Raw genomic sequence first — 12551 nt, 5'->3', positions numbered from 1 at the left:
GCTTAGTCCGCGTTTAGTCCGCAGAATCTGAGGAAGAGCCCCCCGGGTCCGCAGGTGTGTCATCTGACACCGCAGGATCCGGGGGGTTTTTCCGTGCTCCGAGAACGGCCGCAACGGCCGCGCGCGAGGTGTCGTCGGTGTCCGGCCAGAGGTGCCCGTACGTTCGTAGGGTGATGACCGGTGAGGCGTGCCGCATCCGGGTCTGCACCACCTTGATATCTAAGCCCGCTGCGATGAGCAAGCTCGCGAAGTAGTGCCGCAGATCGTGGATTCGGAACCCCTCGGGCAGACCATCAACGCGCAAGCGAGTCTCGGCCCAAACCTCATTCAGCCGCCAGGCGGTCACTCCTCGCCCGAACACGCCGGGAACGATCATCGTTTCCCCGGCATCCGCGTCCATCATCGTCGCGAGCTCTGCCGGTATAGGGATCGTGCCGCTCGAGGTTTCCGACTTCAACTCGTCGCCGTCGTGCTGCACGCTGACCGTGATCGACGGGGCCGACCAATCGACGTCTGCGCGCGTGAGCGCGGCCATCTCGCCGGCCCTCAACCCGGCGAACGCGCCGAGAAGCACAAGGTTTCGGTAAGACCCCGGGAGCGCGTCATAGAGCGACCACACTTGCGCCGTGGTCGCGACGTATGGTCGCTGTGTGGGTGTAGGCGGGCTCGTGCGGCGAGACACCGGAGAGCGGGCGATAACGCCGTCATGCACCGCATCCGTGAACACCTGCGCCAAGCGGCGATGGATGGCGTACACGTAAGAGCGGGCGTACTTTTCGGCAAGCTCAGCCATCCAGATTTTGACGTCCTGCGCGCGTATGGTGCGGAGTTGCCGCGTCCCGAACTTCGCTCGTATGAGCTTGAGATGGACAGCAGCCGACTTCACCGTCCCTGGTTTGTTCGCGGCATACCCCGCTTCCCACCGGTCTAGCCACTCCCCCATCGTCATTTTCGACGTATTCGGATCTACCCACGTCCCCGCACGCATCGCGGCCGTGGCCTCATCGAGCCACGCCTGAGCGGACGGAACGCCGGGACGGGTAGCTGAGGAATTCTTGTATTTGAAATGCTTCGCGTACTCCTTGCCGTCCGGGCCTCGATAGCGTGCCCGCCACGAACCGTCAGGGCGTTGTTTTATGCTCGCCATCGTCGGATTCCTCGTTGAAGCTGAACCGAGCCTGAGCATCGTTGTAGGCGTCTAGCCACTTGCGGCCCTGTCCCTCGGCCGGGAACCACTCTTCGGCCGTGACGCCTTCTCGAGCGAGTGTTGCGGCGAATTCTCGTCGTTCGAAATCGCGGTAATCCTCTACTACAGAGTCGATCGTTTCGGTAACCAACTCGGCCGCGGCCATGAGCTGGGTGGACATCGGCCCGTCGTCCAGTTCATCGAGAGCAAACGCTAGGGCCCCGCGCGCGGTGTCGTAGGCCGCCATCGCCGCCCGCATGGCCTCGTAATGATCCCTGACTACGCGGGCCGCGGCGTACACGCGCTCCTCTCCATCCCGAGCCGTGAACACATGGCGCCCAACCCCTAGCAATTCGGCTACCGCCTCAGATTCGGAGAGGCGCAGGGGCCGCTCACCCTTCTCGACGCTCCAAACCGTCGCCTGAGACCACTTGAAGCCGCGATCTCTCATCCGCTTTGCGAGGTCACTCTGGCTCATCTCGCCGCGGACGGCGGCGAGGTTGCGGCCTATCTGCTCGTCAGAAATCATGCCGCCATCCTAGTCATTCGACACGCCCAACCCTAGTTGACACGCGTGTCTAGTTGTGGGTCGGGTTTAAATCTGGTAGACCATAGGAAAGCTAGTCGTTAGCAACTAGGAAAGGAGTGACGATGACGACGATTCTCGACAGAGACCACCCCCTCGCGGCTCAACTGCTCTTTGTCCCCGAGGTCGCGGAGTACCTGCGCCGGTCTGTTGACGCGGTGCGGTGGCTCATCAATTCCGGTCAACTCAAGGCGGGGAAGCTCGGCGGGCGAGTCGTCGTACGCCGCTCCGATCTTGAGGCGTTCGTGGATGCCGCTTTCGAGGAGGCGGGCTGACACGACCGGAGCGCACACCCAAGTACCGAATACAGCTCAGACACGACGACGGCCTGGTCACTGCAGGAACAGTGCCAGGCCTAGGAACCCATGAGAGAGAGATTCCAAATGAATGTCATCGCCAGAGTACACGAGAACGGCACCGCGCGGGAAACACTCGCCGTCGCAGAGTGGCTCACCAACAACTCAGATGCTGTCGCTGAGGTACGCCCCGAATGGGCCGACCCGGAGCGCACAACAGCCTGTCTTGACTTCGACGAAGAGGCCGAATCGGTCTGGTTCGTCCGGCAGTTCGATGTCATCGAGGTCATCCAACGGGCAGACGTCAAACGGGGCGTTCTGACCCTCACCGGTCACCCGCACGTCCGCGCCGTGTCACTCCCCGACATGGAAGAAACGCGCATGCCCGATGTCGCGGAGCTCGGCAAAGACATGATCCGAGCCGCGCAGTACGTGTCCGCGTCAGAGGGTCAGGACGGCGACATTTCCATGCTGCGCCTGAGCGACGTGTTCCGGCTGCGCAAGCTGCGCCGGCTTGCGTCTGTGGATGACCGACTCCGCGGGCTGGATGACTGAACCACACATGACTAGGGCGCCGGAGGTTCGTAGGGGTTCCTCCGGTGCCCGCCCCCTGATTTCTCCCGGGATTGAGGACAAATGACTGACGCACGACTCCCCGGATACTGGCTCACCGAAATGAGGTTCAACGATCTCACAGACAAACAGTGGCGAGTGTTCACCGGGCTCCTCATGTGGTCCGTTGAGCAGGGCACGGATGGTCACGTGCCGACTCGCTATGTCGGAACCGTTCATCTCGACGGCGTTGACGACGCGGATCTCGAAGCTCTTGTCGACTGCGGAGTGCTCGAGAGGGTCGCCACGGGAGTTCAGATGCTCCGGTGGGATGACCCTAATGGCCTCAGACAGTCACTCGCGGCAACTGTGGAGGCTTACCGGACTCGCAAGCGGGAGAACCAGCGGGCATCGCGTGCGGCCCGCAGAACCCAAGTTGTAGCCGGTGACATGGGCGGTGACGTCACCGGGCGTGTAGGCGGAGGATATTCATCCAATTCTTCTTCCTCTGCCTACACGCCCGGCAACAAGGCCGGAGACGTCACCGGTGACAGAAAGCGGACCAGGTACGACTTCAGCGCTGAGCGAATGCAGACCGTCCAGCCCGGCTCAGACTGCGGGCCCGGCAATCACACGTGGGTAGCCGATGGAACCTGCACACGGTGCGAGAAGAGGAAGGACGCTGCCGCATGAACAAGATCCCCGCCCCTAAGCCTCACAACTTCGACGCCCTCTCCCGCACCTGGAACGACCCAGCCGCGTTCGCTCGAGAGAGGGCGGCGTACTACGCGTCGCTCAGACCCGAGGTGCGTGACATCACCTCCCCTCTTCACGAACGGGAGGACGCATGACCCGGAACAGCCCTCGACTCACGGAAGCCTCCCGCAAGCTCGAAGCCCTCACTCGTGCCGGTGTTGATACACCGCCCGCGTGTGAGGGGGATGACGCGTTCATCGCGGATAAGGGGACTCTCCTCCCGCACGAGCTGTCACGGATGCGCCTCGTCTGCTCACGGTGCCCCCTCCTTGAGCCCTGTGGGGACTACGCCCGCACAGCCCGACCCGAAGCCGGCTACTGGGCCGGTATGGCCTACGGACGGCCCGAGAAAGCCACAGCGAAGACAGCTTGACCCCCCGATGGCCGGAGGCCGGTCCGACCCTCACCCCCTAGTAGCTCAGTGGACAGAGCAGCCGGTTTCTACCCGGAGGCGCGCAGGTTCAAATCCTGCCGAGGGGACGCAGCACCCCTACCAGAAGACACAGCAGAGGAGACCGAATGCCCCGCAGATGGACGAACGCCTATCAGCCGGCGGGCGGCTACCGACTGAGCGACCTCGAAAACGAACTACACCGCCGATGGGACGCACGGCAGCTCCGACAACTGGAACGACGCCTAGGCATCCCTACACAAGAAACGGAAACGACATGACCTACATGGACCCCGTCCTGGTCTCCCTCATCCGGGCGACGAACCCCCACGCGACGGACGAAGAGATCGCCGCCTACATCGCCCAGCTAGAGAGCGGAGAGGACCAGACGCGCGTGCAGCTCACGATCGACGGCGTCTTCCAGGGCAGCTCCGGCGGCGCGGGTCCCCTCGCGCTGAACGATGACGCCGGCCTCGCCCGACGACTCGGGATGCCGCTCAGCCACGACAGCCACTTCACCAACTGAGGAGAACCATGTACGACACATTCGCACGCGACCTTTCCACCGTCCTCGAGCACGGCGGGACGATCCCGCCCGAGCTCACCGCCCTGCAGGAACGTGGCACGAAGTACACCGAGTACGACCACAACTTCACCGGCCGCTACGCCGAAGCCGTTGTCAACAACGCCCCCGAAGACGAGATCCTCAACCTCCGCGCCCTCGCGCTGGTCGAGCAGACCGTCACGCCCGTCGATCAGGCATCCGTCAACCAGGTCATGCGCGCCGCAGTAGGCCGCGCCACCGACGCCCTCTACGAGAACGTGGCGGAAGCGAACTGGGACACGATCGCGGGACAGTTCAACGCCGCCGCGGAAGCGTTCACCAAAGCGCACCAGACCGTGGCCGCGACGACCGCGCCGGCATCCCTGGTCACCGCATCCGACCGCATCCGCAAAGCGTGGGCAGAGGGACAGTCTCAGCGCGCCGCCCTCGACGGCCTGATCGGGCCGCTCCTCGCCGCCGCCCGGCTCGCCGGCACCAACGCCACGGGGAAGACCTGGGAGATCGGCGCGACCCTCGACGCGGGGAACCTCCACCGTCGCCGCGTGTGGGAAGCGTGGGACTCGGAGAACCGGTGGACCGCCCTGCTCGATCTCAACGCGACCATTCAGGCGCCCGAGCTGGACAACCTCACGCCCTACCGCGAACCCGCTCCGATGGAGAACCGATTGGAGCGCGGCGGCATCGGATTCGTGAACGTCGAATACGACCCCGAGGACAACGTCCCCACCGACTCTCTCACTGCGCAAGCCGTCGAGAACCACCTCAACGGCGTCCCCACGCCGTAACCCAGACCGCCGGTGTCCTCGGATTCACAGCCCTGAGGGCACCGGCCTACACAGAGAAAGGCACTCTCATGCAACTTCGCGACCTATCGGACGCGTTCTGGTGGATCCGGCGACTGATTTTCCGCGTCGACCGCCTCGAAGCCGGGTCAATGCTCGAGAACTCATCCATCAGCAACGGCCGCATGCGGTTCATCGGTGGCCTCCTCCTCATCGATGAAGGCGGCACGCTGCAGGTCGTAGGACGCCTCGACGGAAACGGGAACTTCGAATGGTCAGGCCCCTGGAAATTTGACTCGGGAAACGGTGAGATCTCTGGCGACGTCAAGCTGACCGGAGAGTTCGATCTCATCGGGAGGCTCATCAACGGGGACATCCGCATCGAAGGCAACCGAGTTCACGTCGGAGGCATGACCCTCGACCCCACCGATCACGGCGGCTCAGTCACGTTCCCCAACGGCTCCCAGGTCTTCACCGACGACGACACCATCCAGGTGTTCAAGGGCAACAGCGTCATGCAGGTCAGCGACGACTACGCACGTCTGCAGAACGGGGGGAACGTCGTCGAGATCGACCCGATGGGGATACGCATGTCACCCGCCGCGATCCCCTCCACACCCGGCACCGGCCTCCCGATCGCGGGTGTCGTCATCCAGTCCGCAATGGGATACCTCCAAAAGTCAGACGGCACCTGAAACCACTTGAAGGGAAAGACCAATGGCACAGAACCTCAATGACGCGTTCGCGTGGATCCGAGAGCTGCATATGGAGGTCGCGCGCCTCAAGTCCGGCGCGCTGCTTCAGAACTCGAGCATCTCCGAGGGTCGTATGCGTTTCATCGGCGGGCTACTGCTCATCGACTCCGGCGGCACCCTGCAGGTAGTCGGCCGCTTCGATGGAACGGGGAACTTCGAGTGGTCCGGTCCGTGGAAGTTCGACTCTGGCGACGGCGAGATCGCCGGGAACGTCAAGCTCACGGGAGACTTCGACCTGACCGGGCAGATGGACGTGACCGGCGGGATCGAGATCCTCGGCCCCGGCAAGATCAAGGTCGGGAACGTCATCATCGAGAACGGCAGGATCACCGCCGGCACTGGGGCGGCACAGGTCACGATCGACGGTGAGACAGGCAAGGTCACCGCGGGCGATATGACGATGGATCCGACCGTCTCCGGGGGCGCGCTCACTTTCGCGAACGGGGCCCAAGTCTTCACCGACGACGACACCGTGCAGCTCTACAAGGGAAGCAGCGTCGTCCAAGTCACCGACAGCTACGCCCGCCTACAGAACGGCGGCGACGTGGTCGAGATCAATGACAACGGCATCCGCATGTCACCGGGAGCTATTCCGACGACCCCCGGGACCGGGCTACCCGTGCCCGGTGTGCTGATCCAGGCGCCGAACGGCTACGTGCGAAAGTCAGACGGCACCTAAGGGCAGATGGTCTGCTTCGCTACCGACCCGATACGCGCACTGTCGCGGTAGTACCCGAGGCTGTCAGCCTGCTCGCCGTCGATCACGGATACCAAGGTCGAATCGACACCACCCGCCATCTGCTCACAGGCGTCCTGAGCGGCGGCGAGCAACTGACCATCCGTCGCATCCGGGATAGACGTGTCATCCGGCAGAACCTCACGGATCTTCACCAGAAAAGCATCCTCCGGTGTAGCGGCCTCAGGCGCCGCGCTAGGCGACACGGCAGTCAACGGAGCCTCAGACACAGTAACCGCGGGAGACGCCGCCTCAGGGCTTCCCACGGCCTCATTCACCTCATCTCCACCGCCGCCAGTGCACCCCGACAGCACGAACAGCAGCACGGCCGCAGCAACGGGGACGACCGCACGATTCATGCCGCACACCATACCCGGCCAACCCTCCCCCCGGGGTACACCTCGGCTCGCTCCCTCGGCATTGCGAGATATCTCCCCGCCGTTTTTTCCACGCCCCCGCCTCACATAGAACGGATACGAACATGGGCCGAGGACTTGGCGCGATCCAACAACAGATCCTTGCGCAATTGACTGAACTGAATCCCGGCGCAGGCGTTCTCCCCGGCGACAACGGCGGAAATACGCGGCGTGCAGCCCACACACTCGCCGGCCGAGGACTCGTCAGAATCGAGTACCTGAACATCTACGGTCGCCGCAGACTCGTCATCCGCCTTGCACGACGTCGCGTCTGACACTCTCTGTGTGCGAAAGTCGCAAGGCCGAGGGAGCGAACGTGGCGGGTAGGGAGGGGGTGGGTGGCCCTATAGGTCATTTCGCTCTCAGGCCGCTAGGTTGAGAGCCGTTGCGTATTCAAGGGGGGCCGCATGGCAGTAGTTGGTCGCGATCGCGAAGAGATCGAAAACGGGATTGTTCAGCTGCGATTCGTCGGCGACGACGGGCATACCAACGAAATCGGCGCCTATGAATTGGCTCAGGCGCTGGAAGGGCTGGTCGACCTCACCAAGGAGCTGAACAAGACCGGAGAATTTGGAGCTGGAGTCGCTCCTGACCTGCGCATCCGCCCTCCGCGCGAAGGCTCGTTCATCCTCGAGGCAATGGTGTGGGTGAATGAAAACCCCATAACTGGCGTTGGCCTCGGGCTAGCGGCCAGCGCGGCAACAGCCGGAGCGGTGGCCGCCGGCAAAGAGATCGGAACCGCGGCGGGCAAAGCGATCGTAAATGCTGTAGGTACAGGCTTGAAGAGCCTGCGCGGCGAAACTCCGGCTCAAGAGACGCACCGCGAGAACGGCGACGTGGAACTGTCTTGGGCGGATGGCACCTCGACCGTTGTGCAGAAAGCGACCTGGGTCAAATTGCAGGAGATGAAACGGCCGACGCGTAGGGCTCTTCAGAAGCTGCTGACGCCTCTAAATGATGAAGCGACGTCGATGGAGATTCGCGATGCATCTCCCAACGCAACTACTGAGGAGATTCTCGCGCTCCCCGCGGAGGCAACGGCGCGGCGGGAAGATTACCTCGATGCGATTGCGGAGCCAGACGACGCCTTCGAGAAGGAACGTATTTTCGAGACGGAGGCCAGCATCAGGAGCTTGGACTTCGACAACAACCGGCGTTGGCGTGTCGAGACGACGAAAGAAGGCACGCGCCAGGCGACTATCGAGGACGTAGACTTCCTTCGGACCCTTGACAAGCCGGGTCAGGCGATCCATAAGAACGATGTCTTTTGGCTCAAGATCCGTGAGGTCACCTCGAAGGAGCGGGGACGAAACGCGTCGAAGGACTGGATCGTCATCGAGGTGAAGCGAACGAAGCGAGGTGAGGTCGATGGCGGTGCAGAAGACCCACCGGCGAACGACGAAGACTGAACCAAATCGTCAGGTCAGCCTGGCCGTTGTCTTCGTGTGCATCGTGTCGATCGTCATGCTGATTACGGGCGCAGTCGTAGAAGGCACTCCCGCGGTTCTGGTGGTATTTCCAACCCTGGTTGCGGCCCTCACAATCGCGAGGATGCGGTCCTAGCGGAGCACAAAGCTAGCGTCTGCGTCCGTCGCGGGTCTTTTCTCCCCAGTCGGCGGCCGGCGGGCCGGGGTTGCCCATCGTCGCGAGGTAGGCGACGTGCACCTTGTGGCAGGCGAGACGGAGGGTGTGTGCCCAGCCGATGATCTCACCGCGCATGGTGACCCTGTATGCGACTTGCTCGCCGTTCATCACGCGGCGGATCTCGATCAGCCCGTACTCACGGTCTTGCGGGTCGATCATGCGCCAGGTGCCGGTGGGGCCCTCAACGGCCGCCATGATGGGGTGCCACTCGCTCACGGGTGCGCCGGATCCTTCCTCCGGCCGAGAGGACACCAGGCTAGGTCAGACCGCCGACATCGTCGGAGCTCAGACGGGTTCCCAGCTCTCCATCCATGCGTCGAGATCTTCGCGGAACAGGATGATGTCTCTCCCATGTCGCACTGCGGGTAGCTCGTTCCAGCGGATCGCGCGCTTCACCTTATCGATGCTTACCGTACAGTAATCGGCGGCCTGCTCGCGACTAAACCCGCGTTTCCACTTGTAGGGGTCGGGTACTTCACCGTTCATGCGGGCACGCTAGCAGGCACCCAGGTGGATAGAAATACCCGATCAGCGGGGTTATCACTAAGGAGCAGCCTGCAGCGTCTCCATACTGATCATGTCGGTGGCATTCCGTCGGGTCGCAGCCAGCTCCCGGGTGGGCCGGAACTTGATCCGATTTCGCCGACGACCCACGAGGTGGTCCGGCGGACGCTCTTCTAGGCGCGAAGAGCGTTGTCGATCGTGTCGGCCGCGCGTGTGCCACCTACCGTCTTCGACATGTAGACCGTCTGCGTGAGGGCGGTGTGCACGTGACTGTGGGCTTGGGCGTCTGGGTTGCGGATGCCTTCGGAGGTGCGGACGTCGCCACCGCCTCGACGTTCGCCGCGGAGTAACCCGACAAAGGCGGGCAGCAGAGTGAGCGCGGCGGGGATGGCAGCTCGATTCGTGCGCCACCTTAGCGTCCCCGCGAAGTCCGCAAGAAGTCCGCAGAAGTGCCACCGGACCACCTCCACAGCCACGCGTGACATCGGGTATTCCCACGTAATTGCGCGGGTGACACCAACCGACACCACGTACCACCATGTCAGTATTCGTACGAGCTGTACTTCGGGGTCTGATCGCCCGATCCTCACGACGACGCCCGTCCCCGCCGTTTCGCGGGGGCGGGCGTCGTCATTCCTCCCCGGGGACGAGATGGATGCGGTGGCCCGGCACGTCAGCCGGTGGTTCGCGCCGCGCGTTTCTGCTCCTGGAACACCCGGATCGCCTCGTATCGCTCGGCGGAGCGGGCCTGCCGCTTGGCAGCCTCTACCTCGCGCACCTTCGGTGGTGCGCTCGTGACGAGGTCGTCGAGGAGATGCCGGACGGATGCCGTGATCTCGGCGACCGCGCGATCGAAGACGTCCTGATTGGCCCGCGACGGCGTCGTCGTGCCCACGATCTTGCGGACGAACTGCAGCGCGGCGTCGTGGCACTCGGCATCCGTCGCCGGGGGCGTGAAGTTGTGCAGGGGGACGATGTTGCGGCACATGCCCGACAGGCTAGGCCCCTCGCGCGCGACGCGCGAGGTCACCGCGTGCGGCGAGCGGGGATGTCGGGCCACCGGCAAACGAGACGCCCCGCCAGGCCGACGCCGTAGACGACGAACAGCACGGCCACGGGGCCGCCGATGCCGACCACGAGCATCGCGGGCATGCGGCGTCGGCCGGATCCCACGGCGTCGGTCCACTGCAGGTCACCGGCGGCGATCTGGGCGAGAGTGGAGAGGGCGAACGCGGCGATGATCGCACCCATCACGAGAGCCGTGGCGACCAGGAGCAGCGCCCGCCCGCGCCCGAGGCGCAGCAGGCTCGCGTCGAGCCCGTCGGTCCAGCGCTTCCGAAACGGTGTCACGACGACTCCCCCGCGGCCCGTCGCATCCGCTCGTCGGGGACGTACAGGGTCCGGTCGGGGCGGGTGAGGCACGGAGGCGGCGGCACCGCTCCATCGAAGCACGCCTTCGGCGGTCTCCGGCACAGGCCCGTCCCCGAGGCGTCGGCTTGCCGGCATCCGCTTCCCGGCATCCGCACAGGTGCCCTTCCGCCGCGATGTCACGGGGGCACGCCAGGATGGAGGGATGCCGGACTCCCCTTACGCCTCGCGTCCGTGGTCGACCTCGTATGCCGAGGCCGTTCCCTTGGAGATAGACGAGCCCTCGCAGACGCTTCCCGAGATGCTGTCCGCCTCGGTGGCCCGCTACGGGAAGAAGACGGCGCTCGAGTTCTTCGGCGCATCGACCTCCTACGCGGAGCTCGGCCAGCAGGTCGCCCGTGCGGCTGAGGGACTGCGCCGGCTCGGCGTGCGAGCGGGCGACCGAGTGGCCCTCGTGCTGCCGAACTCGCCGCAGCACGTCGTCGCCTTCTACGCCGCGCTGCGGCTCGGGGCCATCGTCATCGAGCACAACCCGCTCTACACGCCCCGCGAGCTGCGGCACCAATTCGAAGACCACGGCGCGCGCTTCGCAATCGTGTGGGACAAGCTGGCCGACACCGTCGCGGAGTTCCCCTCCGACCTGGCGCTCGAGCACGTGGTGAGCGTCGACATCACCGAGGCGCTCCCCCTCGGCAAGAGGCTCGCGCTGCGTCTGCCGGTGGCGAAGGCGCGGGCGGCCCGCGCCCAGCTCACATCCGCGCCCACGTCGAAGCGGCCGGTCGCGTGGAAGAAGCTCCTGACCCACGGCTCGCTCTCGCGCCGGCACGGCGGTCCCGCGCTCGACGACATCGCGCTCCTGCAGTACACCAGCGGCACCACCGGGAGTCCGAAGGGTGCGGTGCTCACGCACGCGAACCTGCGCGCCAACGCGATGCAAGGCCGCGCCTGGGTGCCCGGGCTGCACGACGGCGAGGAGACCTTCTACGGGGTCCTCCCGCTCTTCCACGCCTACGGCCTGACCCTGTGCCTGACGTTCGCGATGAGCATCGGCGCGAAGCTCGTGCTGTTCCCGAAGTACGACCTCGACCTCGTCGCGTCCGCCGCGAAGAAGAGCCCTCCGACCTTCCTCCCGGCCGTGCCGCCCATCTACGACCAGCTCGCCCGCGCGGCGGCACGCGGCACGATCGATCTGAAGAGCGTGCGCTTCGCGATCTCGGGCGCCATGAGTCTGCCCGTGGCCACGGTCGACCGCTGGGAGGCTGCCACCGGCGGGCTGCTCGTCGAGGGCTACGGGATGACCGAGTCGTCGCCGGTCGCGCTCGGCAACCCGATCGGCCCCTCCCGACGCCCCGGCACGGTGGGCGTGCCGTTCCCGAGCACGGAGATCCGGGTGGTCGATCCCGACGACCCGACCGTCGATCTTCCCCTCGGCGAGCCCGGCGAGCTCCTCCTCCGCGGTCCGCAGGTGTTCCAGGGCTATTGGAACCGGCCGTCCGACACCGCGGCCACCCTCCTCGACGGCGGGTGGCTGCGCACCGGAGACATCGCGTCGGTATCCCCCGACGGGTTCGTCACCATCGTCGACCGCTTGAAGGAGATCATCATCACCGGTGGCTTCAACGTCTCGCCGAGCGAGGTCGAAGACGTTCTCACCTCCCACCCCGACATCGCCGGGGCGGCCGTGGTCGCGCTGCCGAAGTCGAGCGGGGGCGAAGACGTCGCCGCGGCGATCGTGCTGCGCGAGGGCGTCCAGGTCGAACCCGACGCGATCCGCGACTTCTGCAAGCAGAGGCTCGCGGCGTACAAGGTGCCGCGGCGCGTCGTCGTCGTCGACGACCTCCCGCGTTCGCTCATCGGCAAGGTCCAGCGGCGCGAGGTGCGCGAGCGTCTCATGTCCTGAGCACGACGGCAGCAACGAATACCGACCGCCGGCCGGAACGGCATCCATCGCTGCTGCGCCGGGGGCGGGGCGCTCGATGCCTCGAGCGTTCGGGTGAAGGGACGCCCCGGTCAG

At 65.1% G+C, this 12551-nt stretch carries 18 protein-coding genes and 1 tRNA gene; 12 read left to right on the top strand and 7 right to left on the bottom strand.

What is annotated here, in order from left to right; all coding sequences use genetic code 11:
* Window positions 1-13: 13 nt before the first annotated feature.
* Together AB0230_RS12340 and AB0230_RS12335 are read right to left on the bottom strand one after the other, a co-directional pair.
* Complete coding sequence (locus AB0230_RS12340; protein ID WP_366376014.1) at window positions 14-1147, bottom strand: site-specific integrase; 1134 nt, start codon at window positions 1145-1147, stop codon at window positions 14-16.
* Window positions 1122-1715 (bottom strand): helix-turn-helix transcriptional regulator, encoded by a 594-nt coding sequence (locus tag AB0230_RS12335; protein WP_366376012.1) that lies wholly within the window; start codon window positions 1713-1715, stop codon window positions 1122-1124. The genes AB0230_RS12340 and AB0230_RS12335 overlap by 26 nt, the downstream gene beginning before the upstream one ends.
* 122 nt (window positions 1716-1837) lie before the next feature.
* Here AB0230_RS12335 and AB0230_RS12330 point away from each other — a divergent pair, with 122 nt between their 5' ends.
* The 10 genes from AB0230_RS12330 (at window position 1838) to AB0230_RS12285 (ending at window position 6548) form a co-directional block, all read left to right on the top strand.
* Window positions 1838-2047 carry a helix-turn-helix domain-containing protein gene (locus tag AB0230_RS12330; protein ID WP_366376010.1) on the top strand — a complete coding sequence of 70 codons (210 nt, stop codon included), beginning with the start codon at window positions 1838-1840 and terminating at the stop codon, window positions 2045-2047.
* A gap of 108 nt (window positions 2048-2155) precedes the next feature.
* The gene (locus tag AB0230_RS12325) at window positions 2156-2623 is read left to right on the top strand and encodes a hypothetical protein (protein WP_366376008.1); all 468 of its coding nucleotides are present in this window, start codon (window positions 2156-2158) and stop codon (window positions 2621-2623) included.
* An 81-nt stretch (window positions 2624-2704) separates the two neighbouring features.
* Window positions 2705-3313: a hypothetical protein gene (locus AB0230_RS12320; RefSeq protein ID WP_366376006.1), complete on the top strand. Its 609-nt coding sequence runs from the start codon at window positions 2705-2707 to the stop codon at window positions 3311-3313.
* Window positions 3310-3471, top strand: a complete 162-nt coding sequence (locus AB0230_RS12315; protein ID WP_366376004.1) for a hypothetical protein — start codon at window positions 3310-3312, stop codon at window positions 3469-3471. The genes AB0230_RS12320 and AB0230_RS12315 overlap by 4 nt, the downstream gene beginning before the upstream one ends.
* Window positions 3468-3749 (top strand): WhiB family transcriptional regulator, encoded by a 282-nt coding sequence (locus tag AB0230_RS12310; RefSeq protein ID WP_366376003.1) that lies wholly within the window; start codon window positions 3468-3470, stop codon window positions 3747-3749. Before AB0230_RS12315 ends, AB0230_RS12310 begins: the two co-directional genes overlap by 4 nt.
* Before the next feature lie 34 nt (window positions 3750-3783).
* A tRNA-Arg gene (locus AB0230_RS12305) sits at window positions 3784-3856 on the top strand.
* Window positions 3857-4044: 188 nt separating this feature from the next.
* Window positions 4045-4293, top strand: coding sequence for a hypothetical protein (locus tag AB0230_RS12300; RefSeq protein ID WP_366376001.1), 249 nt, complete (start codon window positions 4045-4047; stop codon window positions 4291-4293).
* Between the two features lie 8 nt (window positions 4294-4301).
* A complete protein-coding gene (locus tag AB0230_RS12295; protein WP_366375999.1) occupies window positions 4302-5117 on the top strand; it encodes a hypothetical protein in 816 nt (271 codons plus the stop codon).
* Window positions 5118-5185: 68 nt separating this feature from the next.
* Complete coding sequence (locus AB0230_RS12290) at window positions 5186-5809, top strand: hypothetical protein (protein ID WP_366375997.1); 624 nt, start codon at window positions 5186-5188, stop codon at window positions 5807-5809.
* Between the two features lie 70 nt (window positions 5810-5879).
* Window positions 5880-6548 (top strand): hypothetical protein, encoded by a 669-nt coding sequence (locus AB0230_RS12285; RefSeq protein WP_366375995.1) that lies wholly within the window; start codon window positions 5880-5882, stop codon window positions 6546-6548.
* On the opposite strand, the gene AB0230_RS12280 is transcribed toward AB0230_RS12285, so the two are convergent.
* On the bottom strand, window positions 6545-6964 hold the full coding sequence (locus AB0230_RS12280; protein ID WP_366375993.1) for a DUF732 domain-containing protein: 420 nt from the start codon (window positions 6962-6964) through the stop codon (window positions 6545-6547). The two genes, AB0230_RS12285 and AB0230_RS12280, sit on opposite strands and share 4 nt — an antisense overlap.
* A gap of 464 nt (window positions 6965-7428) precedes the next feature.
* On the opposite strand from AB0230_RS12280, the gene AB0230_RS12275 reads away from it, so the two are divergent.
* Window positions 7429-8430, top strand: coding sequence for a hypothetical protein (locus AB0230_RS12275; protein WP_366375991.1), 1002 nt, complete (start codon window positions 7429-7431; stop codon window positions 8428-8430).
* 166 nt (window positions 8431-8596) lie between these two features.
* On the opposite strand, the gene AB0230_RS12270 is transcribed toward AB0230_RS12275, so the two are convergent.
* The 4 genes from AB0230_RS12270 to AB0230_RS12255 all read right to left on the bottom strand — a co-directional run bounded on the left by AB0230_RS12270 (window position 8597) and on the right by AB0230_RS12255 (window position 10519).
* On the bottom strand, window positions 8597-8881 hold the full coding sequence (locus tag AB0230_RS12270) for a hypothetical protein (RefSeq protein ID WP_366375989.1): 285 nt from the start codon (window positions 8879-8881) through the stop codon (window positions 8597-8599).
* A gap of 69 nt (window positions 8882-8950) precedes the next feature.
* Window positions 8951-9151: a helix-turn-helix domain-containing protein gene (locus tag AB0230_RS12265; protein WP_366375987.1), complete on the bottom strand. Its 201-nt coding sequence runs from the start codon at window positions 9149-9151 to the stop codon at window positions 8951-8953.
* A gap of 691 nt (window positions 9152-9842) precedes the next feature.
* Window positions 9843-10157, bottom strand: coding sequence for a DUF2277 domain-containing protein (locus tag AB0230_RS12260; protein WP_363579089.1), 315 nt, complete (start codon window positions 10155-10157; stop codon window positions 9843-9845).
* Between the two features lie 38 nt (window positions 10158-10195).
* A complete protein-coding gene (locus AB0230_RS12255; RefSeq protein WP_366375985.1) occupies window positions 10196-10519 on the bottom strand; it encodes a hypothetical protein in 324 nt (107 codons plus the stop codon).
* A gap of 223 nt (window positions 10520-10742) precedes the next feature.
* On the opposite strand from AB0230_RS12255, the gene AB0230_RS12250 reads away from it, so the two are divergent.
* Window positions 10743-12437 (top strand): long-chain-fatty-acid--CoA ligase, encoded by a 1695-nt coding sequence (locus tag AB0230_RS12250; protein ID WP_363579091.1) that lies wholly within the window; start codon window positions 10743-10745, stop codon window positions 12435-12437.
* The last annotated feature ends 114 nt before the right edge of the window (window positions 12438-12551 follow it).

This window comes from Microbacterium sp. NPDC089190 (genome assembly GCF_040701795.1).
GTDB classification, from domain to species: Bacteria; Actinomycetota; Actinomycetes; order Actinomycetales; family Microbacteriaceae; genus Microbacterium; species Microbacterium galbum.
The sequence above is the reverse complement of the archived record's forward strand: the minus strand, read 5'-3'. Positions and strand labels throughout refer to the sequence as shown.

Bases quoted from the DNA above. Each gene is read 5' to 3' on its own strand.
- AB0230_RS12290 (WP_366375997.1), top strand. From the start codon at position 5,186: ATGCAACTTCGCGACCTATCGGACGCGTTCTGGTGGATCCGGCGACTG.
- AB0230_RS12310 (WP_366376003.1), top strand. From the start codon at position 3,468: ATGACCCGGAACAGCCCTCGACTCACGGAAGCCTCCCGCAAGCTCGAA.
- AB0230_RS12330 (WP_366376010.1), top strand. From the start codon at position 1,838: ATGACGACGATTCTCGACAGAGACCACCCCCTCGCGGCTCAACTGCTC.
- AB0230_RS12275 (WP_366375991.1), top strand. From the start codon at position 7,429: ATGGCAGTAGTTGGTCGCGATCGCGAAGAGATCGAAAACGGGATTGTT.
- AB0230_RS12285 (WP_366375995.1), top strand. From the start codon at position 5,880: ATGGAGGTCGCGCGCCTCAAGTCCGGCGCGCTGCTTCAGAACTCGAGC.
- AB0230_RS12280 (WP_366375993.1), bottom strand. From the start codon at position 6,964: ATGAATCGTGCGGTCGTCCCCGTTGCTGCGGCCGTGCTGCTGTTCGTG.
- AB0230_RS12320 (WP_366376006.1), top strand. From the start codon at position 2,705: ATGACTGACGCACGACTCCCCGGATACTGGCTCACCGAAATGAGGTTC.
- AB0230_RS12325 (WP_366376008.1), top strand. From the start codon at position 2,156: ATGAATGTCATCGCCAGAGTACACGAGAACGGCACCGCGCGGGAAACA.
- AB0230_RS12300 (WP_366376001.1), top strand. From the start codon at position 4,045: ATGACCTACATGGACCCCGTCCTGGTCTCCCTCATCCGGGCGACGAAC.
- AB0230_RS12260 (WP_363579089.1), bottom strand. From the start codon at position 10,157: ATGTGCCGCAACATCGTCCCCCTGCACAACTTCACGCCCCCGGCGACG.
- AB0230_RS12340 (WP_366376014.1), bottom strand. From the start codon at position 1,147: ATGGCGAGCATAAAACAACGCCCTGACGGTTCGTGGCGGGCACGCTAT.
- AB0230_RS12265 (WP_366375987.1), bottom strand. From the start codon at position 9,151: ATGAACGGTGAAGTACCCGACCCCTACAAGTGGAAACGCGGGTTTAGT.
- AB0230_RS12250 (WP_363579091.1), top strand. From the start codon at position 10,743: ATGCCGGACTCCCCTTACGCCTCGCGTCCGTGGTCGACCTCGTATGCC.
- AB0230_RS12335 (WP_366376012.1), bottom strand. From the start codon at position 1,715: ATGATTTCTGACGAGCAGATAGGCCGCAACCTCGCCGCCGTCCGCGGC.
- AB0230_RS12295 (WP_366375999.1), top strand. From the start codon at position 4,302: ATGTACGACACATTCGCACGCGACCTTTCCACCGTCCTCGAGCACGGC.
- AB0230_RS12315 (WP_366376004.1), top strand. From the start codon at position 3,310: ATGAACAAGATCCCCGCCCCTAAGCCTCACAACTTCGACGCCCTCTCC.